This window comes from Rhizobium sp. SRDI969 (assembly GCF_025152725.1).
Classification (GTDB): Bacteria; Pseudomonadota; Alphaproteobacteria; order Rhizobiales; family Rhizobiaceae; genus Rhizobium; species Rhizobium leguminosarum_I.
In genome coordinates this window covers 2,373,480-2,400,188 of sequence record NZ_CP104035.1, presented here as the reverse complement: position 1 = coordinate 2,400,188, position 26,709 = coordinate 2,373,480, and the positions used below count along the sequence as shown (strand labels likewise).

Annotated in this window: 25 protein-coding genes, 2 pseudogenes and 1 riboswitch; of the genes and pseudogenes, 17 read left to right on the top strand and 10 right to left on the bottom strand. The window is 61.6% G+C overall.

Going from position 1 to position 26,709, the window contains the following annotated elements; all coding sequences use genetic code 11:
- Positions 1-150: 150 nt before the first annotated feature.
- Positions 151-615: a hypothetical protein gene (locus tag N2A41_RS12060; RefSeq protein WP_222294691.1), complete on the bottom strand. Its 465-nt coding sequence runs from the start codon at positions 613-615 to the stop codon at positions 151-153.
- A 760-nt stretch (positions 616-1,375) separates the two neighbouring features.
- Between N2A41_RS12060 and N2A41_RS12055 the strand changes: the two genes are divergently transcribed.
- From N2A41_RS12055 to N2A41_RS12035, 5 genes and pseudogenes are all read left to right on the top strand, one after another.
- Positions 1,376-2,788 (top strand): DUF3300 domain-containing protein, encoded by a 1,413-nt coding sequence (locus N2A41_RS12055; RefSeq protein ID WP_222294689.1) that lies wholly within the window; start codon positions 1,376-1,378, stop codon positions 2,786-2,788.
- A gap of 20 nt (positions 2,789-2,808) precedes the next feature.
- Positions 2,809-3,765, top strand: coding sequence for a DUF2950 domain-containing protein (locus N2A41_RS12050; protein WP_260111030.1), 957 nt, complete (start codon positions 2,809-2,811; stop codon positions 3,763-3,765).
- An 81-nt stretch (positions 3,766-3,846) separates the two neighbouring features.
- Positions 3,847-4,080 carry a DUF2171 domain-containing protein gene (locus N2A41_RS12045; protein WP_017964693.1) on the top strand — a complete coding sequence of 78 codons (234 nt, stop codon included), beginning with the start codon at positions 3,847-3,849 and terminating at the stop codon, positions 4,078-4,080.
- 51 nt (positions 4,081-4,131) lie between these two features.
- Positions 4,132-4,340, top strand: a pseudogene (locus tag N2A41_RS12040) (DUF2945 domain-containing protein).
- 39 nt (positions 4,341-4,379) lie between these two features.
- Positions 4,380-4,565, top strand: coding sequence for a DUF3008 family protein (locus tag N2A41_RS12035; protein WP_003560205.1), 186 nt, complete (start codon positions 4,380-4,382; stop codon positions 4,563-4,565).
- A gap of 37 nt (positions 4,566-4,602) precedes the next feature.
- Here the strand turns inward: N2A41_RS12035 and N2A41_RS12030 are convergent, their stop codons facing one another.
- Positions 4,603-5,322: an MgtC/SapB family protein gene (locus tag N2A41_RS12030; protein WP_222387322.1), complete on the bottom strand. Its 720-nt coding sequence runs from the start codon at positions 5,320-5,322 to the stop codon at positions 4,603-4,605.
- A 284-nt stretch (positions 5,323-5,606) separates the two neighbouring features.
- Here N2A41_RS12030 and greA point away from each other — a divergent pair, with 284 nt between their 5' ends.
- The gene (gene greA, locus N2A41_RS12025; RefSeq protein WP_260111029.1) at positions 5,607-6,089 is read left to right on the top strand and encodes a transcription elongation factor GreA; all 483 of its coding nucleotides are present in this window, start codon (positions 5,607-5,609) and stop codon (positions 6,087-6,089) included.
- Between the two features lie 92 nt (positions 6,090-6,181).
- Here greA and N2A41_RS12020 read toward each other — a convergent pair whose 3' ends face one another.
- Positions 6,182-7,075, bottom strand: coding sequence for a LysR family transcriptional regulator ArgP (locus tag N2A41_RS12020; protein WP_260111028.1), 894 nt, complete (start codon positions 7,073-7,075; stop codon positions 6,182-6,184).
- 100 nt (positions 7,076-7,175) lie between these two features.
- On the opposite strand from N2A41_RS12020, the gene N2A41_RS12015 reads away from it, so the two are divergent.
- Positions 7,176-7,784 (top strand): LysE/ArgO family amino acid transporter, encoded by a 609-nt coding sequence (locus tag N2A41_RS12015; protein ID WP_222387325.1) that lies wholly within the window; start codon positions 7,176-7,178, stop codon positions 7,782-7,784.
- 107 nt (positions 7,785-7,891) lie between these two features.
- On the opposite strand, the gene N2A41_RS33325 is transcribed toward N2A41_RS12015, so the two are convergent.
- Positions 7,892-8,080: a hypothetical protein gene (locus tag N2A41_RS33325; protein WP_311202848.1), complete on the bottom strand. Its 189-nt coding sequence runs from the start codon at positions 8,078-8,080 to the stop codon at positions 7,892-7,894.
- Positions 8,081-8,153: 73 nt separating this feature from the next.
- On the opposite strand from N2A41_RS33325, the gene N2A41_RS12010 reads away from it, so the two are divergent.
- A complete protein-coding gene (locus N2A41_RS12010; protein WP_018074580.1) occupies positions 8,154-9,095 on the top strand; it encodes a LysR family transcriptional regulator in 942 nt (313 codons plus the stop codon).
- A gap of 99 nt (positions 9,096-9,194) precedes the next feature.
- Complete coding sequence (locus N2A41_RS12005; protein WP_003540537.1) at positions 9,195-9,350, top strand: hypothetical protein; 156 nt, start codon at positions 9,195-9,197, stop codon at positions 9,348-9,350.
- A 74-nt stretch (positions 9,351-9,424) separates the two neighbouring features.
- Here N2A41_RS12005 and N2A41_RS12000 read toward each other — a convergent pair whose 3' ends face one another.
- Together N2A41_RS12000 and N2A41_RS11995 are read right to left on the bottom strand one after the other, a co-directional pair.
- Positions 9,425-9,802, bottom strand: coding sequence for a hypothetical protein (locus N2A41_RS12000; RefSeq protein WP_260111027.1), 378 nt, complete (start codon positions 9,800-9,802; stop codon positions 9,425-9,427).
- 20 nt (positions 9,803-9,822) lie between these two features.
- The gene (locus tag N2A41_RS11995) at positions 9,823-10,824 is read right to left on the bottom strand and encodes a glycine betaine ABC transporter substrate-binding protein (RefSeq protein ID WP_017964684.1); all 1,002 of its coding nucleotides are present in this window, start codon (positions 10,822-10,824) and stop codon (positions 9,823-9,825) included.
- 636 nt (positions 10,825-11,460) lie between these two features.
- Here N2A41_RS11995 and N2A41_RS11990 point away from each other — a divergent pair.
- The 3 genes and pseudogenes from N2A41_RS11990 (at position 11,461) to N2A41_RS11980 (ending at position 14,877) form a co-directional block, all read left to right on the top strand.
- Positions 11,461-12,915 carry a cobyric acid synthase gene (locus N2A41_RS11990; RefSeq protein ID WP_260111026.1) on the top strand — a complete coding sequence of 485 codons (1,455 nt, stop codon included), beginning with the start codon at positions 11,461-11,463 and terminating at the stop codon, positions 12,913-12,915.
- 247 nt (positions 12,916-13,162) lie between these two features.
- A pseudogene (locus N2A41_RS11985) lies at positions 13,163-13,459 on the top strand (SDR family oxidoreductase); the annotation flags it as partial.
- A gap of 158 nt (positions 13,460-13,617) precedes the next feature.
- On the top strand, positions 13,618-14,877 hold the full coding sequence (locus tag N2A41_RS11980) for an adenylate/guanylate cyclase domain-containing protein (protein WP_260111046.1): 1,260 nt from the start codon (positions 13,618-13,620) through the stop codon (positions 14,875-14,877).
- 4 nt (positions 14,878-14,881) lie between these two features.
- Here the strand turns inward: N2A41_RS11980 and N2A41_RS11975 are convergent, their stop codons facing one another.
- Positions 14,882-16,672, bottom strand: coding sequence for a chloride channel protein (locus N2A41_RS11975; protein WP_260111025.1), 1,791 nt, complete (start codon positions 16,670-16,672; stop codon positions 14,882-14,884).
- Positions 16,673-16,931: 259 nt separating this feature from the next.
- Positions 16,932-17,328: riboswitch (cobalamin riboswitch) on the top strand.
- Positions 17,329-17,864: 536 nt separating this feature from the next.
- Between N2A41_RS11975 and cobU the strand changes: the two genes are divergently transcribed.
- The 4 genes from cobU (at position 17,865) to cobO (ending at position 24,282) form a co-directional block, all read left to right on the top strand.
- The gene (cobU, locus tag N2A41_RS11970) at positions 17,865-18,389 is read left to right on the top strand and encodes a bifunctional adenosylcobinamide kinase/adenosylcobinamide-phosphate guanylyltransferase (protein WP_260111024.1); all 525 of its coding nucleotides are present in this window, start codon (positions 17,865-17,867) and stop codon (positions 18,387-18,389) included.
- A 4-nt stretch (positions 18,390-18,393) separates the two neighbouring features.
- Positions 18,394-19,443: a cobalamin biosynthesis protein CobW gene (gene cobW / locus N2A41_RS11965; RefSeq protein WP_260111023.1), complete on the top strand. Its 1,050-nt coding sequence runs from the start codon at positions 18,394-18,396 to the stop codon at positions 19,441-19,443.
- Between the two features lie 4 nt (positions 19,444-19,447).
- Positions 19,448-23,563: a cobaltochelatase subunit CobN gene (gene cobN, locus N2A41_RS11960; protein WP_260111022.1), complete on the top strand. Its 4,116-nt coding sequence runs from the start codon at positions 19,448-19,450 to the stop codon at positions 23,561-23,563.
- Positions 23,564-23,631: 68 nt separating this feature from the next.
- The gene (gene cobO, locus N2A41_RS11955; RefSeq protein ID WP_222387331.1) at positions 23,632-24,282 is read left to right on the top strand and encodes a cob(I)yrinic acid a,c-diamide adenosyltransferase; all 651 of its coding nucleotides are present in this window, start codon (positions 23,632-23,634) and stop codon (positions 24,280-24,282) included.
- A 5-nt stretch (positions 24,283-24,287) separates the two neighbouring features.
- Here cobO and N2A41_RS11950 read toward each other — a convergent pair whose 3' ends face one another.
- From N2A41_RS11950 to N2A41_RS11940, 3 genes are all read right to left on the bottom strand, one after another.
- The gene (locus tag N2A41_RS11950; RefSeq protein WP_260111021.1) at positions 24,288-25,082 is read right to left on the bottom strand and encodes a helix-turn-helix domain-containing protein; all 795 of its coding nucleotides are present in this window, start codon (positions 25,080-25,082) and stop codon (positions 24,288-24,290) included.
- Positions 25,082-25,495: a nuclear transport factor 2 family protein gene (locus N2A41_RS11945; RefSeq protein ID WP_017988609.1), complete on the bottom strand. Its 414-nt coding sequence runs from the start codon at positions 25,493-25,495 to the stop codon at positions 25,082-25,084. Before N2A41_RS11945 ends, N2A41_RS11950 begins: the two co-directional genes overlap by 1 nt.
- Before the next feature lie 63 nt (positions 25,496-25,558).
- Positions 25,559-26,146 (bottom strand): TSUP family transporter, encoded by a 588-nt coding sequence (locus N2A41_RS11940; protein WP_260111020.1) that lies wholly within the window; start codon positions 26,144-26,146, stop codon positions 25,559-25,561.
- A gap of 99 nt (positions 26,147-26,245) precedes the next feature.
- Between N2A41_RS11940 and N2A41_RS11935 the strand changes: the two genes are divergently transcribed.
- Complete coding sequence (locus N2A41_RS11935) at positions 26,246-26,665, top strand: cobalamin biosynthesis protein (protein ID WP_260111019.1); 420 nt, start codon at positions 26,246-26,248, stop codon at positions 26,663-26,665.
- Positions 26,666-26,709: the final 44 nt, after the last annotated feature.

Genomic DNA, 26,709 nt, shown 5'->3' with positions numbered 1-26,709 from the left:
CAGTGGGGCAGCCTCCGATCGCTCCAGACTGGGCGCAGATTGGGCTTTGACGAAGATGGTCTTGCCAAGCAGCATCAGCTGAAGGGTTGACTCGGGCTCTGATGCGCCGGCCGAAACCATGGCTGACAAAACGCATAGTTGCGCAGCAGCCTAGCCGACGGGGGCCTCCCAATTCAGGAAGAAGCCGATGTCGCCCGGCATGCCGCCCGGAAAACTGATGACCATCGCTTTCAGCTTGTAGCCGTGCGGCCGGGCGACTTCGACGAAAAGATCATAAATTTCCTTGGCTTTTCCTTGAAGCGTCGTCGGCCACTCTGGCCGGGCACTATTGATCGCGCGGCCGCTATCCGTGCAGAAGCTCGACGGAAAGCTATAGACCATGGCTTCGGATTTGCCGTCGGCGGCTGCCTTCATGACGACGCGCCTGATAATGTCACGTTCCTTGTCGCCGACGTGTTTGCGGAAGAAGTCATCGACGAACTCCGCGTGTTTTTTTGCTTCACGCTCTTTGACTTTGTCATCACGCTGCATTTCTATCAGCTGCAGTTCCAGAGCTTTCTGTCGCAATTCTTCCGCGCTAAGCATCTGAGGATTTGACTTTTCACTTTCAGCCATGACGTTCCCTCCCAGTGATCCAAGGCCAAGACCAAATATTACAGCATCGATAAGTCAAACTAGACCGTATGATACTGTAGGTTCTGGTTACCTACAGCCTGCCGATATTTTAGCCGTCAACACCCTCCCACTGGGACGAGTATGCGGCATGAGCGAAATGCATGAAGCAGGAGTGTGTCGGCTCCATCTCTCATTGACGTGCCAAACGGGGCGGCAGGGCACCGCGCTGAGATGGAACGTTAGGCACCGGTTTCGAAACCGGGGTGCAGCGTTATTCCGCCGTCGATATAGATCGTCGCTGCGACGATGTAGTCGGTGAAATCAGGCGCAAGCCGCATCGCCGTTCGGCCGATCTCCTCCGTCGCACCGATGCGTGTACGGAATTGAGCTTCATCAAGTCGGCACAGTTTCCGAGGTTCGCCACGCGCTGGTCTTGGTCGGCGTGCGAATGGCGCCTAGGGCGATGCTGTTGGCGCGGATGTGTTTCTTCGGCGTGCCATTGACTTCGTGATCAAGCGACCCGCAGTCGATTTTAGTTTGCGCGCTGAACTCCGCTTTTGCAAGTGTGTTACTGTAACATACGTCCTAGATCAGTCCCGCGACTACGCCTGGGGCTGTCTTTGCTATAAATTTGGAGCAAAAGACGGCTTGGCCGATGTTTAGCTATCAATCCTCCTCCACTCGGAGGAGTATGCGGCACGAGCGAAGATACAATAGTCGACAGCCTGCACACCATGTCTGACCGCAAGGAGGATTTGAGATGGCTAGACCTCACGCATTGTTACTCGCCACGGGCCTGTTCCTGCCCTTTGCAGGTTTCCCGTTTTCGCCACATCCGACGCCGATCGCCGCCGCGCAGGAGCCGACCGCTTCCAGTCCCGCCGCGGCGGCGGAAGACGATGCACCGGCGCCGCTGAGTGAGGACGAACTCGAGATCCTGGTGGCGCGGATTGCACTTTATCCGGACGAACTGGTCGCGCTCGTCACATCGGCGTCGCTCTATCCGCTGCAGGTCGTGGAAGCAGCCCGGTTTCTCGAAACCTTGAAGAAGCAGCCCGAGCTCAAGCCGAAGACGACGTGGGACGGCAGCATCGTATCGCTGCTGAACTATCCCCAGATCGTCACGATGATGAGCGACGATCTGGACTGGACGCAGTCGCTCGGAGAGGCGCTCTCCGTCCAGCAGAAGGACGTTCTGATCGCCATACAGCAACTGCGCGACAAAGCGGTCGCCGACGGCATCATCAAGACTGACGACAAGATCAAGGTCAGCCAGGAGAACGACAACGTCGTGATCGTCTCCGCCAGTCCCGACAAGATCTACGTTCCGCAGTATGCGCCGGAGATGCTGTATGAACCGAACTATGCGGCTGAGCCTATCGGCTACTATTCCGAGCCGTATCCGAACTACTACTATCCGACCGCCACCTTTTTTGCGGGCGTGGTGACCGGAGCGGTATGGGCCGCCGCCGTCGACTGGAACCGCTGGGGCGTATGGGGCGGGCGCTGGAACGGCAACGTCGACATCGACTGCAACAATTGCCTCAACAACATCAATGGCAAAGTGAATATCAACGACGTCGACTGGAAGAATGTCGATCGCAGCAAGATCGGGTTCGACGGCGCTCAATTCAACAAGATGGACCGCAGTTCCTTCCGGAGCAGTATCGAGGCGAATCCCGGCAACAGGGTCGGAGCCAGAGGCAACGACCGTGCGAACACGATCCGCGACCAGCCAGGCAAAATCAGCGTCAACGATGTCCGCAAGAGCAAGATCGATGCGGACAGGATCAGTGCTGCCCGCAACAAGCCAGGCAATACGGGAGCGGCTCCTGGAGGCGGGAAGGCAGCGCAGGCCGCGCAGAACCGCAGGCCCGACGCGAGGCCGACGAACAGAGCTGGCGAAAAGGCAAGGTCCGGGGCCAACGCCAAACGTCCAGTCGCAAAGGCGAAGCCAGCGTCCCGCGTCGACAACCGGCCCAGAAAGCCATCAGCCCTCGGTCAGGTCGACAGCGGCAGGCGCGCGCAGATGCAGTCCAACCGCGGCAGACAGGCCATGGCCGGGAGCAATCGCGGCGGCGGTAGAGTAATGCACGGCGGTGGCGGCGGCCGCGGTGGCGGTGGTGGTGGCCGCGGTGGTGGAGGTGGTGGCCGCGGCGGCGGTCGTCGGTGACCGAAAGAAGGAGGAAAGTGATGACCAAGTCAGTCAGAAACATGCTTCTGGGTTCTGTGTTCGCTCTTGCGGCTCTCGCCACCAATCCGGTTTCGACATCTGCGGCAGAGCCATCCGATGCGACCGTCATCTCGGGCTTCGCTTCGCAGAGCGATCCTCCGGTATTCGAGACGCCGGAACAAGCCGTCGAGGCCTTCAAGGCGGCCTTGTCGGCTGATGATTTCGACAAGTTTACGGCGCTGCTGGGAATTGATGCGGCGAAAGCGAAGGCAGACGAAGGCGTGATGGACACCTACGCACAGATCCGGGACGGCACAAGCAAGAAGATCGTCGTGAAGGACGTCGATGGCCGCAAGATCATCGAGATCGGCGACAAACTGTGGCCTCTGCCATTTCCGATCGCGAAGGGCGACGATGGCAAATGGGGTTTCGACACGTATGCCGGGTTCGAGGAGATCATCGATCGTCGCGTCGGCGAGAACGAATTGCAGACCATCGACACGATGCGGGCCTATGTCGACGCCCAAAAGGAATATTCTTCCGCCGACCACGACGATGACGGCGTCCTGGAATATGCCCAGAAACTGATCAGCAGCGACGGCAAAACTGACGGTCTCTACTGGTCGCCTGATCTGGGCGAGGGTGACAGCCCGGCTGGCAACGCCCTCGAAGACAATGCGGCGCTTGATAAAGCGAAGGCCGGCGAGGGCTATTACGGCTATCGCTACAGGATTATCGAAAGCCAGGGGCCGAACATCGCGGGCGGAAAGTTCGATTACGTGATCAACGGCAACATGATCGCAGGATTCGCACTGATCGCCTGGCCGATCCGATATGGCGAAACCGGCGTGCACACGTTCCAAGTGAATGCTAACGGCACGGTCTACCAAGCCGATCTCGGCCGGCAGACCGAAAAAATAGCTGCCGGCATCAGGACCTTCAACCCGGATGATAACTGGGAGTTGACTGATGATTGAACACGGTCGCTCGTGTTTGGAACCAAGTCCGCTCCACGTCGTTGCCGCTTCGTATCCGACAATGATGCAAAGGAGGAAACGATGATTTCCGCAGATCAGATCCGTGAACATATGGAAGTTCGGGCTGCCGACGGCACCCATGTCGGCACAGTCGATCATCTCGACGGCCCCACGCGCATCAAGCTGACGAAGACCGACTCGGGGGATGGTAAGCACCACTTGATCCCGCTCGATTGGGTCGACCACGTGGACGCCCACGTCCACCTGTCGAAGAACGCCAGGGATGTCCGAAGCCAGTGGGCCACTATCAACTGACAATCGGTCGGCTGCGGCTTATAAGCCGCAGCCTCCTTGCAAGCGGCCGTCATGTCGAAGCAATTGAAGATGGGCGATGAGGTCAGCTGGAATACCAGCCTGGGAAAACAGAGGGCAGGGCGGTCAAAAAGCAGAGCAGTCCGACGAACATCAAAGGCCACAGCGTGAAGGCATCGAAGACCGAGCCGCAATATATCGTCGAGAGCGACACGTCGGAAAAGCGTGCCGCCCACAAACCTGACGAGCTCAAGAAACTTTGACGCCGGCGGCCGTTCTGTTCGAGCAAAAAGGAGATCGATATGCCAGCCAAGTCCAAGGCCCAGCAGAAGGCGGCAGGCGCCGCACTTTCGGCCAAGCGTGGCGAGACACCCAAGAGCGAACTCAAAGGCGCCTCGAAACAGATGGTCGAATCCATGAGCGAGAAACAGCTCGAGGAATTTGCCTCAACCAAGAGGAAAGGAAAACCTCAGCACGTTTCGAAATGAGAGATGTGGAACCGCCGCCGGCGTGTCACCGCGAAGCTTATATCGTCATCGACTTCATGGAGAAATCCGCGACCTCATGCGTGTTCGAAAGCGCGTTCAGGATCGCGCGTGCCGACGCGTCGGGGTCCCTGGCGAGCCATCGCAGCTCGAACGTCACCTCGGCGCCGCTCTCGGCGGTTCGGTGGAGTGACAGGAAGCCTGCATGGCATCTGAGCGGGTTCAGAACTTCCGATAGCTCGGGGACATTGCCGTTTGAGGCGCGGACGACAAGCGTTGCCTTCTGTTCGCAGCGCAGCCAGGCGTCCAGACGCTTCAAGGGCGACAGGACGATAAAGCCAACCGCCGTCGCCGCGATGCCGGTCAGGATCTGGCCCCCGCCGAAGCAGAGGCCGACCACCGTCATGAACCACAAGGTCGCCGCCGTCGTGACCCCGGTCAGCATGTCGCCGCGTTTGAGGATCGCTCCGCCGCCGATGAAGCCGACGCCCGTCAGGACGCCGAGCGGAAAGCGCAGCACGTCCATCTGCGTGAACGAGCCAGGCGTCTTTCCGTATGTCGACAGAAGAAGGTTTGCCTGGATCATCGCCAGGCAGGCGGCAAGCGCCACCAAGATCGTGGTTCTGAAACCTGCCGCATGACCGCCGCGCTCGCGATCAAGGCCGATGAGGCCGCCGGCAATCAATGTCAGCATGATCCGCGCGCCGATATCCCACCAGCCTGGCGTCAGCGGCATGGCATCCGTCAGGAGCGAAGGCATGTTTTGGTCCAGACTTTGTCCTGGCCCTCTCGCTGCTCGCCGGGCATTTGCTCCTCCTCGGCCGTGGTTATCAGAGTGTATCCGATGCGCCACGGCGCACCGTGGTATAAACGCCATGCGGCGCAGGACGTTCCTAACGCTCCCAAGTTGGGGGCGTGACAGGAAAAGCGGCCGTCGATGGGCCCGATTGGCGGTTCGTCTGCAGTCGGTGTATGGTTCCAACAGAGATCTGGGCAATCGCCCATCAGCTACGAGACCGCATCGCCCTAAAACGGAGTCCGAGATTGGCCGTCGCTTTCACCAAGGAAGAGAGTTTCGAAACCGCTTCGGAAACCCTGCTGCCCGATCGTCCGATCTCGCCGCATCCGAACCTCGTCACGGAAGCGGGATTGAAGGCTCTGGAATTGCAGTTCCAGCAGGCTCGCGAGGCCTATGATACTGCGACCCCCATCGAAGACGTGAACGAACGGCGGCGGCAGACGGCCAATCCCTTGCGTGATCTTCGCTACTTAGCCGCAAGACTTCGCACCGCCCAGCTTATGCCTGACCCGACGTCAACCGACAGGGTTGCCTTCGGCAGCACGGTGACTTTCCACCGTGACGACGGGCGCGTGCAGACCTATCGCATCGTCGGGGAGGACGAGGCCGATCCGAAGGCCGGGACCATTTCCTATGTCTCCCCGGTGGCGCGGCTCCTGATGGGCAAGGCTGTTGGGGATATGGTGCAGACAGGCGGCCAGGAACTGGAGATCATCACCATAACATAGGAGAGCGCTATTCGCGTAGAGACCAGCGAGTTCGGCAGCCGCACCGCTTACGTCTGACAAAAGCGCACTCGGTCGCCGAGATGAGTGAAGCGTCAGAGATTGCGTTTCGCGACCTTGATGACCTCCCGCGTCAGCTCCGCCAAGCGATCGGCGGCAAAGCGGTTTATCTGCCAATAGAGTGGGACGTCCAACGGCGTATCGGGAACCAGCTCCACCAGCCGTCCCGATAACAGATGCTCGCGGGTCAGCTGGGTGGGGTTCATTCCCCAGCCCATGCCCGAGAGGCTGGCTTCGACGAAACTTTGCGGCGACGGCAGCCAGTGGGTGGGGTGGTCGAGATCGTGTCCGAACATCCGCCTGATCCAACTGCTTTGCAACCTGTCCTTCTGATTGAAGGTTAGCGCCGGGGCGCTGCGGATTGCCTCTGATGTCACGCCATGCGGAAAGTGACGGGCGACGAAGTCGGGGGTTGCCGTCGCATGGTATCTGAGAACGCCGAGTGCAAAACGCCGACATCCGCGGACCGGCTTTTCCAGGCTGGTGACGGCAGCGATCACCCGCCCGCGCTGCAGCCATTCGGCGGTGTGGTCCTGATCGTCGACGGCGACGTTCAGCAAATAGGAAGAGCTCCTGGTGAAATTCGCCATGGCCTCGACGAACCATGTCCCGAGGCTGTCGGCATTCGTCGCGATTTGAAGCGTGACCCTTTGGCGGGGCTCGTCGGGATCGACGAGTGCCGGCAGCTGCCCGAAGAGTTCGGCTTCGAGCATACCTACATTCTCCATATGGCGGCAGAGCCATTCTCCCTTTTCCGTCGCCGTGCACGGCGCGCCCCTAACGATGAGGACGACGCCGAGACGCTCTTCGAGCTGCTTCACGCGCTGGGAAATGGCCGAAGGCGTCACGTTCAGCACGGTCGCGGCTCTTTCGAAGCTGCCTGTCTGGACAATGGTTGCAACTGCGTGAAGAGCGGGATAGTCGATCATGGATTAGTTTTACTTAATTGGAGTAAGGTGGATTAATTAGCCTAATTCTCCCAATAGCGATAGCGCAACCTCACCGAAATGAGGGGCGTTGGCCGAAGCGATGAATTTTTCGATTTATGGAACCGGCCTGATGATGGGCCTCAGCCTGATTGTCGCCATCGGCGCGCAGAACGCCTTCATCCTCCGCCAGGGCTTGCGCAACGAACATGTCTTCGCCATCTGCCTCGCATGCGCGGTATCGGATGCAGCGCTGATCGTGCTTGGCGTGACCAGCCTCCAACAAATCGCCAGGTTGATGCCCTGGCTCGATCCCGTCATGCGCTACGGCGGAGCCGTATTTCTGGTCTGGTACGGGGCAAGAAGCCTCTATTCCGCCTTGCGGTCGTCCACCGCTCTCACGGCCGCGGAAGCCAAACCATCGAGCTTCCGGCAGACACTGGCGACCTGCCTCGCACTCACCTGGCTCAACCCGCACGTCTATCTCGACACCGTGGTACTGCTCGGCACGATATCGACACGATATCCGGGAGAGCAGGCTTCATTTGCGGCAGGGGCGGTGACGGGTTCCTTCCTGTTCTTCTTTTCGCTCGGATATGGCGCTACACGGCTGCGGCCGATCTTCTCGAAACCCTCATCCTGGCGCGTGCTGGAAACGCTCGTCGCTTTCACGATGTGGATCATTGCGTTCAAACTGCTGGGCGGGCTGTGATCGCCGTTCGGCTGTCGGTCGGCCGCTACGGTGCAGGTCGAGCGGACGTCGCAAGTGGACCGGCATCAATCTGGCCAGCTCAGCGAATTCAAAACGATGAAGCGTCTCTACCGCGTCCCATCGCATGCGCGGCGCTCCGGGAGGGTCAACTCCATTTCGCGCTGGCAATCCGCCAGCAGATGTGGCGGAAAGCGCCTTAACTCGCGGAGCGCATGCTCATGGTTGGCATCCCTGCGTCTCTGCGCCTTGAATGCGGAAAGGGCCTGTACGATATTCCAGATGCTTGTTTGAGACATGTCGGGCCTCCTTGGCTGCATTTTGCTGCCGACACGCGAAATATCGGGTTCAATTGACATTCAATCAAACAAAATGATATGGGGTTATAAATCAGAAAAATTGAAAGATGCGACGATGAGCATTCCCTTTCGCCGTCCCATTCCGCTGCTCGACAACGATGTATTGCGCACCTTTGTTGCCATCGCCGAGACGGGCAATTTTTCGACCGCCGCCGAGGCGGTCTTCCGCACACCGTCGGCGGTGTCGATGCAGATCAAGAAACTTGAAGAGCAGCTTGGTGCGACACTGTTTCTGCGCGACGCACGCTCGGTTTCGCTGACGCGCCATGGCGAGATGTTGCTGTCCTATGCCCGCAACATCCTGGCGCTGTCGAACGAAGCGGTGTCGCGCTTCATTATGCCGGAGCTCAGCGGCGTCGTGCGGCTCGGCGCGCCGGAAGATATCGGCGAACGGCTGCTGCCGAGTATTCTGAAGAGTTTCGCCGAGAGCTATCCCGGCATCATGGTCGACGTGACGATCGACATGAGCATGGGGCTGAAGAAGCGCATGGAGGAGCAACGCCTCGACCTGGCGTTGATCAACTGTGCGACACGGCCGTTCCCGACGGGCGGTGAGGTGGTGTTCCGCGAGCGTCTGGTCTGGGCCGGCGCCAAGTGTGGTTCGGCGCATCGCCGCGATCCCCTGCCGATCTCGATCTGGGAGGATGGCTGCATCTGGCGCCAGGAGGCGCTCTCCCAGCTCGAACGCAACAAACGGCATTATCGCGTCGCCTATCTCAGCGGCCACACGATGGCGCAGCGCGCCGCCGTGCTTTCCGATCTCGCCATTGCGCCGCTGCCGCTGTCCTATGTCAACGAAGACATGGCGATCCTCGGGCCTCAGGAAGGGCTGCCGGAGCTCGGCGCCTTCGATATCCGCCTGCTGACCGCCTCGCAGGTATCGGGGCCGATCGAGACGGTGGCCGACAGCATTCGCGGCGCCTTTGCCGAGAGAGCGAAAGCGGTCGCCGCCTAGCAGCATCATAGCCAGTGAACCTTTTGGTTTGTCGTGCGTTATTGGCGCGGGACGGCAATTGTCGCCGTTCGGGGTTGATTTCAAACAAGGATATCCGAGATGACGACAACGGCCAAAATTGCCGCAGCCTTGATGGTTCTTCTTGCCCTTTCTTCCTGCGGCAACACGATCCGCGGCATAGGAAAGGATACGGCAAATACCGTGAACGCCACGCAGGATGCCGGCCGCTCGGTCGACCGCGCCGCGAAGAAGTGATGACGATTCAGCTTTCTTCCGAGGATTGCCGGATCAGATATTGACCGCGGGATCAGATATCGGCCGGGGCCGGATCAGATGACCGAGTTCGGATCATTCCAAGGGGTGACCGGGGGATAAGCCTTTTCCAGCCCGCCGGATCGGTCGAGACCGGTCCGGAAGGCCTGGTAGGCGGGATGCTGGCTGGAGCGGGCGGTTTCCTTCAGCCGGATCTGCAACCGGTTCGGCGCCTGGGTTCCGAGCCAGATTCCCAGATTTTCGAGCTTCAGCGAGTTCAGGAAACGCGATCCGGCGGCAAGATCGAGATGGCGGCGCAGGCCGTCGAGCAGGTTGTCGTCCTGGGCAGCGTTTTCCATGAGCCGCGCCAGATACGACTTGTCGGTCTCCGATAGTGCGGCGAGCTTTTCCGCAACGGTATCGCGGTCAGGAAAGGGAATCATCGAATCGTCCATGCTTGATCGTGTTTTTGCCGTTATAAGCTCGCCTTGACCTTCTCGGCTACATCGACTGGCACCCATTTGGTCCACAGACTCTCGTAATTGCGAAGGAAATAGATCGCGGCACCCTCATTGCTTTCGCGGTTTTCGTCCTGCCAGGCGAGCACCTGATTGATCGTCGCATTGTCCCATTTGCGGGTCTTGAGATAGGTCGTGACAGGCCCGGCGCGGCTGGCGAAGGACCTGGTCATCAGTGTGAAGGCGCGCGAGACGGGGTAGGAGTTGACCTCGGGCCTGGCGCAGCCGGCAACTGCGGTACAGCGGTCCCATTCGCTCTTGTTGTGGCCGACGCCGAAGCTCAGGCGCGTCATGTCGTATTTGCCGAGGATGGCGGTCGGCGCCCAGTAATAACCGAGCCAGCCGACCTTGTTGTCGAAGGCGCGGGCAATCGATGCATCGAGCCGTTCGGGACTGCCGGTCTCGACGAGCTCGAAGCCCTTCTTGTCGGCGGCAAGCGCCTTGAACAGATTTGTGGTCGATATCTGGCAGCTCCAGTCGGCGGGGCAGTTGTAAACTGCGCCTTTCGATGGGTCGTCCTCGGCGGGGAAGAGTTCGGGATGTTTCAGCGCGTCTTCGACCGAGCGGATGTCGGGGTGGGCGTCGGCGATAAATTTCGGAATCCACCAACCCTCGACGGCGCCGTCAGCCAGGATTTCGGCCCCCTCCACTAACCGGCCGCTGTTGACGGCCTGATCGAGCAGGGACCTGACGGAATTGATCCAGTATTCCGAGGCGATGTCGGGGGTGCCTTTCTCATTCATCGAGGCGAAAGTCGGCAGAGTGTCGCCATCGACAATGGTGACCGAACAGCCGTATCCCTTTTCCAGGATGATCTTGTCGAAGCTCGCCGCGATGCCTGCCGAGGCCCATTTCATTTCGGCGATCGAAACGCTGCCGCACTCAGCGGCTTCAGCCGGCGCGACGGTAGAAAGAGCCGCGGCAAAGACGGCCGGAATCAGAAACGTCTTCATCGTCATTTCCCGAATTCTTCTTAGGCGGACGCGCAGGCTCTGAAATCCACCGACAAATCTCTCCGGCACCCGAAGCAATGCCTGCCGGCGATACCGCAACAGGCTTTCCGGTTCATGGGCAGGCCATGTTCAACAATGGAGCATCTTGATGAAGCCTACGCGTTCGCTCACAGAAATCAACCATCTTCTGCTCATGGTTGCGTGACTAAATTATTGAATTCGAAGAATTTATGTCGGCATCCCGAAAATGGCGCCCTCCGGCGAAATGCACGCTCTTCGCGACCGGCGGCGGATCTTCGGCAGAAATTTTGGCGAGAATGTCAAAAAAGATCAAAATTAACACTTGCGTAAGCCTTCAATAACTCTCCGGTAAGAATGTGCCGTTATCAGTTGGGGCGTGGCAGCAATGACCGCCGCTTCTCCGGTTCAGGTAGTGCGTACCGGAGAAAGCGAGCTTCGCCGTGTAAGGGCGAAGACGCCTGAGTTTTCGGCAAACCGCGCAGAGCCAAGGCCATGCGCGGTTTTCGCGTTTGCGTGGGAGCCAAGTCTTGCGCCGGGCCAAGTCTTGACCCGAGCCAAGCTTGACCCGAGGTTGCCGCCCATTGTAGGCCTCGCCTGAACGAGAGGCGAATACAGGCCATCATGGCAAGAGCGATCATGCTGCAGGGGACCGGCTCCGATGTCGGCAAGACGGTGCTGGTTGCGGGCCTTTGCCGGTTGGCGGCCAATCGTGGGCTGACCGTCCGGCCGTTCAAGCCACAGAACATGTCGAACAATGCGGCGGTCGCCGATGATGGGGGCGAGATCGGCCGGGCGCAGTGGCTGCAGTCGTTGGCCGCGCGCGCGCCATCCTCGGTGCACATGAACCCGGTGCTGCTCAAGCCGCAATCGGAAAATGGCAGCCAGATCATCCTGCAGGGCAGGATATTTGGGCAGGCGAAAGGACGCGATTACCAGCGGCTGAAGCCTCAGTTGCTCGGCGCCGTGCTCGAAAGTTTCGAAAAAGTCGCTGCAGGGGCCGACCTCGTTATCGTCGAGGGCGCCGGATCGCCGGCCGAGATCAATCTCAGGCCCGGCGATATCGCCAATATGGGCTTTGCGACGCGGGCCGGCGTGCCTGTCGTGCTCGTCGGCGATATCGACCGCGGCGGTGTCATCGCCTCCCTGGTCGGCACGCATGCGATCCTCGATGATAGCGACCGGGCGATGATTTCAGGCTATATCATCAACAAGTTCCGCGGCGACGTCTCGCTGTTTGACGACGGCATCCGCGCCATCGAGGGTTTTACCGGTTGGCCGTGTTTCGGCATCGTGCCGTGGCTGAGGGGGGCTGCGCGCCTGCCGGCCGAAGATTCGGCCGTGCTCGAACGGCTGGCGAGGGGCGGGACGGGCGCGCTGAAGATCGCCGTGCCGGTGCTGCCGCGTATCGCCAATTTCGACGATCTCGATCCGCTGAGGACCGAGCCGGATGTCGAGCTGGTCTTCGTGCGATCAGGCGAGCGGATACCTGCCGATGCGAGCCTCGTTGTGCTTCCCGGCTCGAAATCGACGATATCGGATCTCGCCGACTTCCGCGCCCATGGCTGGGATCACGATCTCCAGGCGCATGTCAGGCGCGGCGGCCGGGTGATCGGCATCTGCGGCGGCTATCAGATGCTCGGCCGCATGGTGCGCGACCCGCTCGGCATCGAGGGCGGGACGCTCGAGATGCCGGGGCTCGGGCTGCTCGACATCGAGACTGAGATGGCGCCGGAAAAGACCGTGCGCAACAGCCATGCCCGCTCGACCGAATATGACGCGCCGCTCGCCGGCTACCAGATCCATCTCGGCATCACCCGCGGCCCGGATTGCAATCGGCCTTCGGCTATCATCGACGGCGCGCCGGATGGGGCACTGTCGGCCGACGGCCGGATCATGGGCACCTATCTGCACGGGCTCTTCGGCAGCGACGCCTACCGCGCCCGACTGCTTCAAAGCTTCGGCCTATCAGGCGAGCGGAGGAATTATCGCGAGAGCGTCGAGCAGGCGCTCGACGAGATCGCCGGAGAATTGGAACGTCATCTCGATCCGCGCTGGCTGGCCGGGTTGATTGGCTAGGCTGGGTGTGTCGTGGGCGGCTGCCGCATCGTTCCTAGTCTGTGGGATGACAAGGATCGCGGCTGGCTCCCTCTTCTCCCCAGCGGGAGAAGGTGGCCCGAAGGGTCGGATGAGGGGGCGACGCGGCACTACGTCATTGATTGCCCTTCGCTTTCGCTCAGCGCATTCGCGGCTCCGCCGCTCACCCCCTCAACCGCCTGCCGGCACCTTCTCCCCGATGGGGAGAAGAGAATCGTGGCGGCGCCGCGTTCCCCCTGCAGCAAAGAAGGGACTGACCAGACTGATGCGCGGCATGGCGGTCGAGTTCGGCCCGGACGGCATCACCAGCAACGCGATTGCGCCCGGCTGGTTTGCTACCGAGACGAATGCGGCGATGGCTGCGAACGAGGAATTGATGCCCTTCGTGCGCCAGCGCATCACGGTCCAGCGCTGGGGACGCCCAGACGAGATCGCCGGCGCGGCGCTGTTTCTCGCAAGCGCCGCCGCTTCCTTCGTCAACGGCGATGTGCTGACGGTCAACGGCGGCATGACGGTCAGGATGTGAGATATTCGTAGGCGCTACGGCACCGTCTTTCATTTCTGCGGCACTCTCCACTGATTCTCGTCGGAGTCGAATGACGGTAATCGCCTCTTCGTCTGCCCTGCGGTTGTCGTTGCCGGAGTCCATGGCTAGAAATATCTGCCTGACTCGACTATTGGTTGATATGGCAACGCCTCGGTTGGTCATCGCCGTCCATTTGCCCGATTTCCGACCATAAACTGTGTCGGTCATTTGGAGGTTCGGAAATTAACAATCATATTCAGTGGCTTATAGAACACGGAATCACAGCCGAGCATATTGGCGAGTTGATAGCCGGATTGTGCGATCGGCTGATCGAGGATGGCTTTCCGATTTGGCGGGGGAGCATCTCAATGCCGTCTATTCATCCCATGTATGGCGGCGTCTCGGCCAATTTCGTGCGCGGCGGTGCGACCACGATCGAGAATGCCGAATATGGCACTGCCGGAGTGCTGAATTTCGAGAAGACCCCGATCTATTTTCTTTTGCGCCGTGGCGAAACGTCAGGTCGCTGGAACATCGCCAAGGGTGAGGGTGTCGATGACTACCCGCAGCTTGCGGAATTCGCGCATGGCGGCGGCACGGATCACCTGGTCAGCCTGCTGGAGTTCCCGAAGGAGGCCGCGCTGCGCGGGGTCAGTCTGTCTCTCACAAGCGACAGGCCGGACGGATTTTCTGACGATCAACTGGCGATCGTCGCGAAGCTCTTCCCGGCGCTGGGGTTGGCTTGCTACCGCATCGCGGCCTCGAAAACCGCTGCGGATATCCTCGCCGTCTATACAGGCGCCAAGACAAGCGCGCGCATCCTCGCAGGCGAGATCCAGAGAGGAAAGGGTGGCTCCATCAATGCTGCGATCCTGCTTGCGGATCTCAGGAATTTCACGGCGTTGACCGAAGTCTATCAGCCAGGCGAAATCGCCGGGTTTCTGGATGAGCATTTCGAGCTGATCGGTCGGCATGTCGAGGAGAATTCCGGTGAGATCCTCAAGTTCATGGGCGACAGCGTGTTGGCGATCTTTCCGACCGATGCCGAAGACCGGCAAAAGGCGTGCATGGCCGCACTGGCTGCCGCGAGGGATATCCTGGAAGCCAACAAGGTGCTGAACGGTCAGCGGAGGAATGATGGAGGTCCTGACATCGGCGTCGATGTCGTGCTGCATCTCGGTGAGGTCTTCTATGGAAATATCGGCGCGCGCGGCAGGCTTGATTTCACGGTCATCGGCAGCGCCGTCAACGAGGCCTCGCGGCTTGAAAAGCTCTGCGGCATGCTTGAGCAAGACCTGCTGATGTCGGAGAGCTTCGCGACCACCTGCGCTGTGGCCTGCGAGTATCTGGGTTCGTTTGAATTGCGCGGCGTTTCGAAGCGGGCAGAGGTGTTCAAGCTCGCCGGCCCCGGTTCATAGCGGCTCATATCTCGCCTGACACTTCACGGCGGCGGCGGTCGAGTTCTTCGCTGTAGCGGCGCAGCGTATAGCTTTCGCTGAGCTGGCCGATCACCTTGCGTTCGATCAGGTTGTTGACGACGGCGAGCGCTTCGCTTTCGCTCTTGTCGAAGATCGCCGCCGCCTGTCTGGCATTCATCTGCGGCTGCAGGAAGTCGTTGCGGTAGTGGATGAAATCGGCAAGCGTCTTGCCCTCGTCCTGGGCGTCGGTCGGGTTGGCGTAGATCTCCGGCACCAGCACCAGGCCCGCATATTTGTCGCTCTCCTCGACGAGGATGACGCGCTGGGTCGAGCCGATCGGGAAGGCCTGCTTGAATTCCTCCAGCGTGATGCCCGCCTTCGCCTTCTTGACGTCGGCGCGCATCAGCTTGTCGACCGTCAGATTGCGGATCCAGCCGACGTCGTGGGCGCTGCGGATGCTTTCGCCGCGCAGATGGAACCGCCATGTGGCGAAGGAGTAGCCGAAGGTCGAGCGCACGACGAGAGAGGAGGTGATGACGGCAGCGAGCACCAGCGCGGTGATCGGAAAATCGCCGGTGATTTCGAGCGCCAGGAACGTCATGGTCAGCGGCCCGCCGATGACGGCGACGGCAAGCGAGCTCATGCCGACCACGGCATAGATGACGGGCGTCAGCGTCGCATCGGCGAAGTAGGGGCCACAATAGGCAAAGAGCTTGCCGAGCAGGGCGCCCATGAACAGCGAAGCGAAGAATAGCCCACCCCTGAAGCCGGAGCCGATCGAGATCGCCGAGGCGAAGGATTTCAAGAGGAAGAGGCCGATCAGCGTTGGGATTGCCACCTCACGGGAAAGATTGAGATGTAGCGCGCCGTGGCCGGCCGAGAGCACCTGCGGCGAGATCATCGCCAAGAGCCCGACGATGATGCCGCCGAGTGCCGGACGGAAGGGTGGGGCGATTGAGCTCTTGCGCGCCAGCTCCTCGACAAAAGCGACGCCCTGCATGATCAGGATGCCGACACCGGCGCAGAAAATGCCGAGCAGCAGCGCTGGGATATAATCGGCCGGCACGACTGAGCCGAAGCTGCCGATATCGATGGTGAAATCGCTGCCGGCAAGCAGCCTTGCGATCAGAGTCGAGACAAGGGCGGAGACGACGACAGGCGTCAGCGAGACGATCGTATAGGAGCCGATGATCAGCTCGAAAGCGTAGAAAGCACCGGTCAGCGGTGCGTTAAAGGCGGCGGCGATGGCGCCCGCCGCGCCGCAGCCAACCAGGGTGCGCAGGTCCGAGCGGCGAAGCTGCAGCTTCAGGCCGAATTTCGAGGCGAGGCCGGCGGCAAGCTGGGTATAGCCGGCCTCCAGGCCGACCGAGGCGCCGAAACCGTTGGAGATCAGGTTCTGCACGGCAACGATGATGCTGTCGGTCAGGGACAGGCGGCCGCCATGCAGCGCATTGGCCTCGATCGGGTCGACCATCGGCTTCTTGCGCCGTTTCGCCAGCACTAGAAGCAACAGGCCGAGCAGGGCGCCGCCGATGACGGGGGCGGTGAGCAGCAGCATCTTGCTCTCGATCTCGGACGCGCTCAGCCGTTCGCTGTCGGCGATGCCGAAGACCAGCTGATGCAGCTCGTTGGAGACGTAGCTCATGCCGGTGACGGCAAGACCCGAGATGATGCCGACGACGGCGCCCGCCAGCGACAGGCCGACCTCGCTACGGCGGGTCAGCGCGCGCAGGCGTCCCGGATCGAAGAAAACACGCAGCGCGCGGAAACGGCGCCGATCCAATTTCATAAGCATGGCTAGACAACTAGGCGAGGAGAGGCCCGGTCAAGGGCGGAGATGATCGCGCAGCCCGCTTGCGACGCAATTGCGGCGAAAACTCGGCGGGCGGGATAAATATTTGTGACGTAAGTCTCTGATAAATGACGATGTTTTAGGTAGAGTAAGTCGTGTTGGAGCAAGCATACCGGCTGCCCGTCAACTGGTCGACCGCCAAGGTCGGTTGACTTCACCCCTGCGCTTGCCTAACCATCCCGATAACGGATGGTCGATTGACCATCCTGACATAACGGATGGTTCCGGATCGGTGTTACGCCCTTCCGGATGAAAAGGGAATGTGACGGGGCGGACCCAAGCCGGGCGCCTTCATCACAGCCGACCCCGCGACTGTAGAGCGGTCAGGGTCTTCCATCCGGCACTAAGCCCTTCCGGCCGGCGGCTTGCAATCATGCAAGCGGGCGGGATAGGCGATATGCCGGAAAAGCCACTGGAAATGCATGGTGATCAACCGGGGTCGGACGCCTCTCAAGTCTACGAATCGTCCACCTTTTCACTGATGCGGCCGGGAAGGCGAGGATGATCCGCTGGCACGATCAGGGCGACCGGTTTCCGGTCTGCCCCGATCGCGGCCGATAACCGCGAGCCAGGAGACCTGCCATACGTGCCGGGCAAGAAGCCCACACCTGGGCACTATGCCCGTTGCCAGCACGGAGGTTGTCTTGGCTGAACGATTGAATTCGGCGCGGCCTGGTGCGGCGCTATTTGCTTCCTCTTCTCCCCAGCGGGGAGAAGGTGGCCCGAAGGGTCGGATGAGGGGGCCGCACGGCACGCCCTTCATCATTGCCCTTCGCTTGCGCTCAGTGCATTCGCGGCTTCGCCGCTCACCCCCTCAACCGCCTGCCGGCACCTTCTCCCCGCTGGGGAGAAGAGATGTGCGGGGGCGCCTCGCTTCCTCTCATTCGCGAGGGGGGACCGAAAGACGGGTTGAGCCCTGTGGCTCGGTGCATTTGCGAGGCACTTTCCTCTCCTCCCTCATTCCTGTGCTGGTCACAGGATTCCAGTGCGCCCAAGTCCTTGGGCGCGAAAGAATCATTTCACGACAGCACAGAGTCATTCACGGCGCGGACGCGCCGTGGCTGGATTCCTGTGACGAGCACAGGAATGAGGGAGCGTGGTGGAACGTTGCGTTTCCTCTGGAGGCCGCTTTCGCATGACGGCCTCCCCATCCAACACCGTCTTCATCCTCGGCGGCGCACGTTCCGGCAAATCCCGTTTCGCCGAAGCCCTCGTCACCGCGACCGGCCTCGATCGCCATTACGTAGCCACCGGCCGCGCTTGGGACGAGGAGATGCAGGCGCACATCGCCCGACACCAGGCCGACCGCGGCCCGTCCTGGACGACGCATGAGGAGCCGGTCGATCTTGTCGGCAAGCTCACCGCCATCGATGGCCCGGGGCGCATCGTTCTCGTCGACTGCCTGACGCTCTGGGTCACCAATCTGATGATGGAGGAGCGTGAGATGGCGGCGGAATTTGCTGCGCTTGCCGATTTTCTGCCTGCCGCGAAGGCACGGCTCGTTTTCGTTTCCAACGAGGTCGGTCTCGGCATCGTGCCCGACAATCGCATGGCGCGGGATTTTCGCGATCATGTCGGCCGCTTGCACCAATCGATCGCGGCGAAGGCCGCCGAAGTTTATTTAATCGCGGCAGGCCTGCCGTTGAAAATGAAGGGTTAAGTCCATGAACCAGCAGAAGATTCCCGCAACCGTGATCACCGGCTTCCTCGGCGCCGGCAAGACGACGCTGATCCGCAACCTGCTCACCAATGCCGGCGGCAAGAAGATTGCGCTGATCATCAACGAATTCGGCGATCTCGGCGTCGACGGTGATGTGTTGAAGGGCTGCGGTGCGGAGAATTGCACCGAGGACGACATCATCGAACTCACCAATGGCTGCATCTGCTGCACTGTCGCCGACGATTTCATCCCGACGATGACCAAGCTGCTGGAACGCGAACATCGGCCCGACCATATCGTCATCGAAACCTCGGGCCTTGCCCTGCCGCAGCCGCTGGTCGCCGCCTTCAACTGGCCCGACATTCGCACCCAGGTGACCGTCGATGGCGTCATTACGGTGGTCGACAGCGCCGCCGTCGCCGCCGGCCGTTTTGCCGACGACCATGATGCGGTCGATGCGCGCCGCGCGGAGGATGAATCGCTCGATCACGAAAGCCCGATCGAGGAACTGTTCGAGGATCAGCTCACCTGCGCCGACCTCATCGTGCTCAACAAGACAGACCTGATCGATGCTGCCGGCCTTATCAGGGTGCGCGACGAGGTCGCTTCCCGCACGGTGCGCAAGCCCGTGATGATCGAGGCGAGGAACGGCGAGGTGTCGGCCGGCATTCTGCTCGGCCTCGGCATCGGCACGGAGGACGATGTCGCCAATCGCAAGTCACATCATGAGCTGGAGCACGAGGACGGCGCGTCGCACGACCATGACGAATTCGACAGCTTCGTTGTCGAGCTTGGCCCTGTTGCCGATCCCGCTGGCTTCATCGAGTCCCTGAAGACTGTTATTTCAGCCCATGACGTGCTGCGCCTCAAGGGTTTCGTCGATGTCTCGGGCAAGCCGATGCGCCTGCAACTCCAGGCCGTTGGCAGCCGCATCGACCATTATTTCGACCGCGCCTGGGCAACTGGCGAAAAGCGCGCCACGCGGCTCGTCGTCATCGGCCTGCACAAAATGGATCAGGGCGCGGTGAGGGCGGCGATCGAAGCGCTGGCATAACCCGATGCATCTGCTTCTGGCTCAACAAGGAACGATCAGCGACGGTGAGGAGGCAATCGACCTCGGGCAGTCCCCGGGCGATATCCTGTTCCTGTCGGCGGCCGACAGCGAGCTTGCCGCGATCGCCGCCGCCTATCGCGATCGCCGGACAGCACCTTCGCTGCGACTCGCCAGCCTGATGAGCCTCAAGCACCCGATGTCGGTCGACACCTATGTCGAGCGCACCGCGCGGCATGCAAAGCTGATCATCGTGCGTGCGCTCGGCGGCGCCAGCTATTTCCACTATGCGCTGGAAGCGCTGCATGCGGCGGCGGCGCGCGCCGGTGCGCTGATTGGGGTGCTGCCGGGTGATGCCAGGCCGGATGCGGGGCTGGTGCCTTTCTCCAATGTTCATCTCGACGATCTCAACGCGCTCTGGGCCTATCTGATCGAGGGCGGCGATGCCAATACGCAGGCGTTTCTCGATTATGCTGGGGCGATGCTGTCGGATGGCGAAAAGCCTGCGCCGGCGGTGCCGCTGATGAAGGCGGGTATTTGGTGGCCGGGGCGGGCGTTGATCGGGGTTGAGGCGTGGCGGCGGGTTGTTATATCGTCTTCGGAGGCGTCTTTGGCTGTGGCACCCCCCTCTGTCCTGCCGGACATCTCCGCCACAGGGGGGGAGATCAGGGATGAGAGGCCTCGTTCCATCTCATGCGCCGAAGGTGTTGCGGCATTTTCAAACGGTTCTTGTGCAGGAAGCCCAAGCGACTTGCCGATCTCCCCCCTTGTGGGGGAGATGTCCGGCAGGACAGAGGGGGGTACTCCAAACTCGGCGATAGAAGCGGGATCCCAACCCATCGTCGCCATCAGCTTCTACCGCGCCCTCGTCCAAAGCGGCGAGACCGGGCCGATCGAAGCTCTGATCGAAGCGCTGATGACACTCGGCCTGCGCCCGCTGCCGGTCTTTGCCTATAGTCTCAAAGATCCGGTTTCGACAGGCATTCTCGAAAGCGTATTTTCGGCGCTGAAACCTGATGTCGTCATCAATACGACGGGCTTTGCGGTCTCGGCACCGGGTGCCGACCGGCAGCCGACGGTGCTGGAGGCGAATGAGGCGATCGTGCTGCAGGCGATCCTGTCCGCCTCGTCGAGGGAGGCATGGGCGGCTTCCTCGCAGGGCTTGTCGGCGCGCGATCTCGGCATGAACGTGGCCCTGCCTGAAGTCGATGGTCGGGTGCTGGCGCGGGCGGTCTCCTTCAAGACGGCGGCCCGCTACGACGCGCGGGTCGAGACCAATATCGTCGCCAGCCAGGCTGATGCCGGCCGGGTGCGTTATACGGCGGAGCTTGCCGCCAATTGGGCGCGGCTGCGGAAGACATCAGCCGGCGACCGGCGCATCGCGCTCGTCATGGCGAATTACCCGAACCGCGATGGTCGGCTCGGCAACGGCGTCGGCTTGGATACGCCGGCCGGCACCATCGAGGTGCTTCGCGCCATGCGCTCGGCGGGATATCCGGTCGCCGAGATTCCCGCCGACGGCGATCTGCTGATCCGCCATCTGATGGAAGGGCCGACCAATTCCGGTTCCGACGGAAAGATCATCCGCGAAACGCTTTCCTTGAGTCTGTACAACAGCTTCCTGCAATCTCTTCCCAATAAGATTCAGGATGAGGTGAGAGCCCGCTGGGGAAGCCCGCAAGACGATCCGTATTTTCGCGAGGGCGTCTTCGCTCTGCCTTTTGCGCGCTTCGGTAAGGTGCTCGTCGGCATACAGCCGGCACGCGGCTATAATATCGATCCGAAACAGAGCTATCATTCGCCGGATCTCGTGCCGCCGCACGGCTATCTCGCCTTCTACGCTTTCCTGCGCCGCAAATTCGGCGCCCATGCCGTCATCCATATGGGCAAGCACGGCAATCTCGAATGGCTGCCGGGCAAGGCGCTGGCGCTGTCTGAAAGCTGTTATCCCGAGGCGATTCTTGGACCGCTGCCGCACCTTTATCCCTTCATCGTCAACGATCCGGGTGAGGGCACGCAGGCCAAGCGCCGAAATGCTGCTGTGATCATCGATCATCTGACCCCGCCTTTGACGCGGGCGGAGAGCTATGGGCCGCTGAAGGATCTGGAGGCGCTGGTCGACGAATATTACGAGGCGTCTGGCGGCGATCCCCGCCGCATCCGCCTGCTCAGCCGCCAGATCCTCGATCTCGTGACCGATATCGGTCTCGACCGGGATGCCGGTATCGCCAAGGGCGAAAGCGAGGGCGAGGCGCTGAAGAAGCTCGACGCCTATCTCTGCGACCTCAAGGAAATGCAGATCCGCGATGGGCTGCATGTGTTCGGGGTGTCGCCCGAGGGGCGGCTGCTGACCGACCTCACTGTGGCGCTGGCGCGGGTGCCGCGCGGGCTTGGCGAGGGCGGTGATGCGAGCTTGCAGCGGGCGATCGCTGGGGATGCGCTGAAAGATCTCTCCCAACTGAAAGACCCCTCCCCAACCCCTCCCCACAAGGGGGAGGGACTTACCTCTGCGCTTGCCGCAGCCCGTATTGCCAAAGCTGATGTTGAGACGGGGCGCCCAGCAAGCCCCTCACACCTGTCGGGAGGGGTTGGGGAGGGGCCTTCCTTCGACCCTCTCGACACCGACATGGCCGCCATCTGGACCGGGCCACGTTCTGAGATCCTCGCTGACCTCCTCGATACCCCATGGCGAACCAACGGCGACACCGTCGAGCGCATCGAACTGCTGGCGGCGAAGTTCGTTTCCGGCGAGAGCAAATGCCCCGAGGACTGGAAGGCGACACGGGTGGTGCTCTCCGAAATCGAAACCCGCCTCAAACCCTCCATTCTCGCCTGCGGCCCCGCCGAAATCGAAGCTCTGCTCAAGGGCCTCGACGGCCGCTTTGTCGCGCCCGGTCCATCCGGCGCGCCGACGCGAGGGCGGCCCGACGTCTTGCCCACCGGCCGCAATTTCTACTCGGTCGACAGCCGTGCCGTGCCGACGCCGGCTGCCTACGAGCTCGGCAAGAAATCGGCCGAACTGCTTGTCCGCCGCTATGTGCAGGATCACGGCGAATGGCCTGTCTCCTTCGGGCTGACGGCTTGGGGCACGTCGAACATGCGCACTGGCGGCGACGATATCGCCCAGGCGCTGGCGCTGATCGGCGTCAAGCCGCTCTGGGACATGAGCTCGCGTCGTGTCACCGGTTACGAGATCATTCCGCCGGCGATGCTTCGGCGCCCGCGCGTTGACGTGACGCTCCGCATTTCCGGCTTCTTCCGGGATGCCTTTCCCGAGCAGATAGCGCTGTTCGACAAGGCGATCCGCGCCGTCGGCGCGCTGGAGGAGGATGCTGCCGACAATCCCATTGCCGAGCGCATGCGAGGCGAGGCGGCAAGGCTTGGCGCCGCCGGCCTGGACGAAGTCTCGGCAAAGCGCCGGGCGGGCTATCGGGTCTTCGGCTCGAAGCCTGGCGCTTACGGCGCCGGCCTGCAGGCGCTGATCGATGAAAAGGGCTGGGAGCGGCGCGCCGATCTCGCCGAGGCCTATCTTGTCTGGGGCAGCTATGCCTATGGTGCCGGCGAAGAGGGCAGGGCCGAACGCGGCCTGTTCGAGGAGCGGCTGCGCTCGGTGCAGGCTGTCATCCAGAACCAGGACAATCGCGAGCACGACCTGCTCGACAGCGACGACTATTACCAGTTCGAGGGCGGCATGGCCGCCGCCGCCGAGCGGCTCGCCGGCGCGCGCCCTTCGATCTATCACAACGACCATTCCAGACCGGAAAAGCCGGTAATCCGTTCGCTGGAAGAGGAGATCGGCCGCGTCGTGCGTGGGCGCGTCGTCAACCCGAAATGGATCGCGGGCGTCATGCGCCACGGCTACAAGGGGGCAGCCGAGATCGCCGCCACCGTCGATTATCTCTTTGCCTTTTCGGCGACGACGGGCGCGGTCGGCGAGCATCACTTCGAGGCGGTCTACCAAGCCTTCGTCGCCGATCCCGGCGTGCGCGATTTCATGATCGAGAAGAACCCGGCGGCATTTGGCGAGATGAAGAAGCGGCTGCTCGAAGCGATCGACCGCAGTCTCTGGACGCCGCGCAGCAATTCGGCCCGGTTCGACTTAAATCAAAAAAATAGAGCGTGATGTCGTCCGAAAACCGCTCACACTTTTCGGCATCATGCTCTAGCCAGACAACAGAATGAGGTGACCCAATGAGCGACGAGACCCCGGACAGCGAGATCGCAGAAGGCAGAGTTGGCAAGGACGACGCCCGCCATGCCGAGAAGATGGCGAAGAAGAAGGCCGCGCGCGACAAGATCATGGCGACCAAGACCGATGGCAAGGGCCTGATCATCGTTCACACCGGCAAGGGCAAGGGCAAGTCGTCTGCCGCCTTCGGCATGATCTTCCGCCATATCGCCCACGGCAAGCCGTCGGCCGTCGTGCAGTTTATCAAGGGCGCGATGTGGACCGGCGAGCGCGACCTGATCGAGAAGCATTTCTCCGATCTCTGCCAGTTCCACACCATGGGCGAGGGCTTCACCTGGGAAACCCAGGACCGCGCCCGCGATGTCGCCGCAGCGTCGGCTGCCTGGGAAAAGGCCAAGGAGCTGATCCGCGACGAGCGCAATTCCATGGTGCTGCTCGACGAGATCAATATCGCACTGCGCTACGACTACCTCGATATCAACGATGTCGTCGCCTTCCTGAAGAGCGAGAAGCCGGCCATGACACACGTCGTGCTGACGGGGCGCAACGCCAAGGAAGAATTGATCGACATCGCCGATTTGGTGACCGAGATGGAGCTCGTCAAACACCCCTTCCGCTCCGGCATCAAGGGCCAGCCGGGCGTGGAGTTCTGAGGCGGTCAGTTGAGCGCGAGACTGCGCAGGATGGCAGCCGTTTCCTCATCCGCCGGGAAGAAGGATTCGACCGCGAGTTCCGACAAAGTGATTTCGACGGGCGTGCCGAAGACAGTCGTTGTCGAGATCAGGGAAAGCAAGCCGGCCTTGGTCGAAAGCTGAAGAGGAACGGCGATGCCGGCATAGTCGGTATGGACCTCGCCAGCAGTTTTAGGCGCTGGATAGGACAGCAACTCCTTCAAAAGCTTGTCCAACATTGGATCGCCCGAAGCCGAGAACTGTTGGCGCAACCTGCCGATAAGGTGGGCGCGCCACTCGGAGAGGTTTTTGATATGGGGCGCCAATCCTTGTGGATGCAGGCTGAGGCGCAGTACGTTGACGGGTGGCGTGAGCAGAGACTGGTCGGCAACGGCTGAGAGCAGCGGAGCGATGGCCGCATTGGCCGCGATGAGTGTCCAATGGCGGTCGACGGCGATTGCTGGGAAGGGCTCGTGCCCTTTCAGCACCATGTCGATGGCGCGACGGGCCGGTTCCAGTGCGGGATCGTCGAGGGCGCGTTCGGCAAAAACAGGAGCGAAACCCGCCGCGAGCAGCAGTGGGTTCCGATCGCGAAGGGGTACGTCGAGCCGTTCGGCAAGATGGAGCAGCATATCGCTGCTCGGTGTCGAGCGCCCGCTCTCGATGAAGCTCAGATGCCGCTGCGAGATCTCCGCCTCCAGCGCGAGGTCGAGCTGGCTCATGCGGCGGCGCTGGCGCCATTCGCGCAGATGGTCTCCAAGGGAGCGGGCGGTCGGCGTCATCAGGCGGCTTCCGGCAGCAAATCTATGAAACCGCGGACGGATTTCAGCTTACCGCCTTCGAGTTCGGCGAAATCCGTGCCCTTGATCAGCGCATCGCCGTTTTCCGGGCCGAGGCCCCAGGAGAAGCGCAGGTTGTCGCCGTAGCCGTCGGCCGCCCCGATCAGGGCGAAGCGGAAGCCGGGGAAGCGGCTTTGTACCGCCTCGACCAGCGAATTGATCTGCTCATGGCCTTCGCCGCGCATCAGTGGGTCGATATAGGTGGCGGCTTTGCTCCAGCTCTCGGCGATGAGAGCGCGACGGCGAGCGGCATCCGTCTCATTCCAGATGGCGAGATAGCGCTCTGCGTTGGTGTTTGCGTCGTTCATCGGGTCATCTCCTTTTGATCGCCCGTCAGTTCCAGGCAGTCCGATCATGCGGGAAGGCGATGCAGCTTATCAATTACGCCAGAGGTAATGGAAGATGGTCGAGGGGTCGTGTCAGACGCCGAGCCAGACACGCAGCGGATTTGCCGGGTCGGCGAGCAGCTTTACCGCAAGGGCGATGCAGACGATCACGAGCAGCGGCTTGATGAGCTTTGCGCCGATGCGCATGGCTAGCCGCGAGCCCAGCTGCGCGCCGAGGAACTGGCAAGCACCCATCAACAGGCCGATCTTCCAGAGTATGGCGCCGAGCCTTGCGAAGACGATCAGCGCGCCGAAATTCGAGCCGAGATTGAGAAGCTTGGTGTGGGCCGTCGCCTTCGGCATGCCGAAGCCGGCGAGCGTGACGAAGGCTAGCATGAAGAAGGAGCCCGTGCCGGGGCCGAAGACGCCATCGTAGAAGCCGATGACAGGCACCAGCGTCAGGCCGAAGGTAACGGGGGTCATGCGGCGGTGGGTGTCGAGGTCGTTGAGGTTCGGCTTGACGGCGACGTAGATGGCGATCGTCACCAGGAGCACCGGCATGATGGCGTGACAGCACCTGCCTGGAACGATCGTGGCGAGTGCGGCGCCGAGCGAACCACCCATGGCAAAGAAAGCCGCCGCGCAGAGCAGCAGCAGCAGATGGAGGGTGATATCGGGCAAGGTGGTATACCGGGCAGGGATTTCGGACGGCCTTGTTGCATTTGCCGTCCCAAGCTGCAATGGCTGCAAAGACATGGCAGGGCTTATTTGACGGTTTCCATGAGCGATTTCTCTTTCGATACGGCGAGGCGCCACGTGCTCGGGCTCGGCTGCGAGCGCGGCACGCCGCCTGCCGAGATGCTGGCGCTTGCGATCGAGGCGCTCGACGCAGCCGCCATAAGCGCGGCGGAACTCACAGCCATTGCCTCGATCGAGAGCCGAAGGCTGGAGCCGGCGATCCTTGCCGTTGCCGCGCGTTTTTCCGTGCCTGCCGTGTTTTTCGGCGCGCTGCGGCTGGAGGAGGAGACGCCGCGACTGGCGAATCCTTCTGCAATCGTCTTTGCCCGCGTCGGCTGCCATGGGGTCTCCGAGGCAGCTGCGCTGGCGGCTGCGGGGCCGGATGCCGAGCTTGCTGTCGCCAAGCTCAAATCGGCGCATGCGACGGCGGCCGTGGCCAGCAGCGGGTTGCAGAAAGCCTGATGGAGGTTATGCTGGCCGCAACGCGCGGCGCCGTCCGGCTGCTT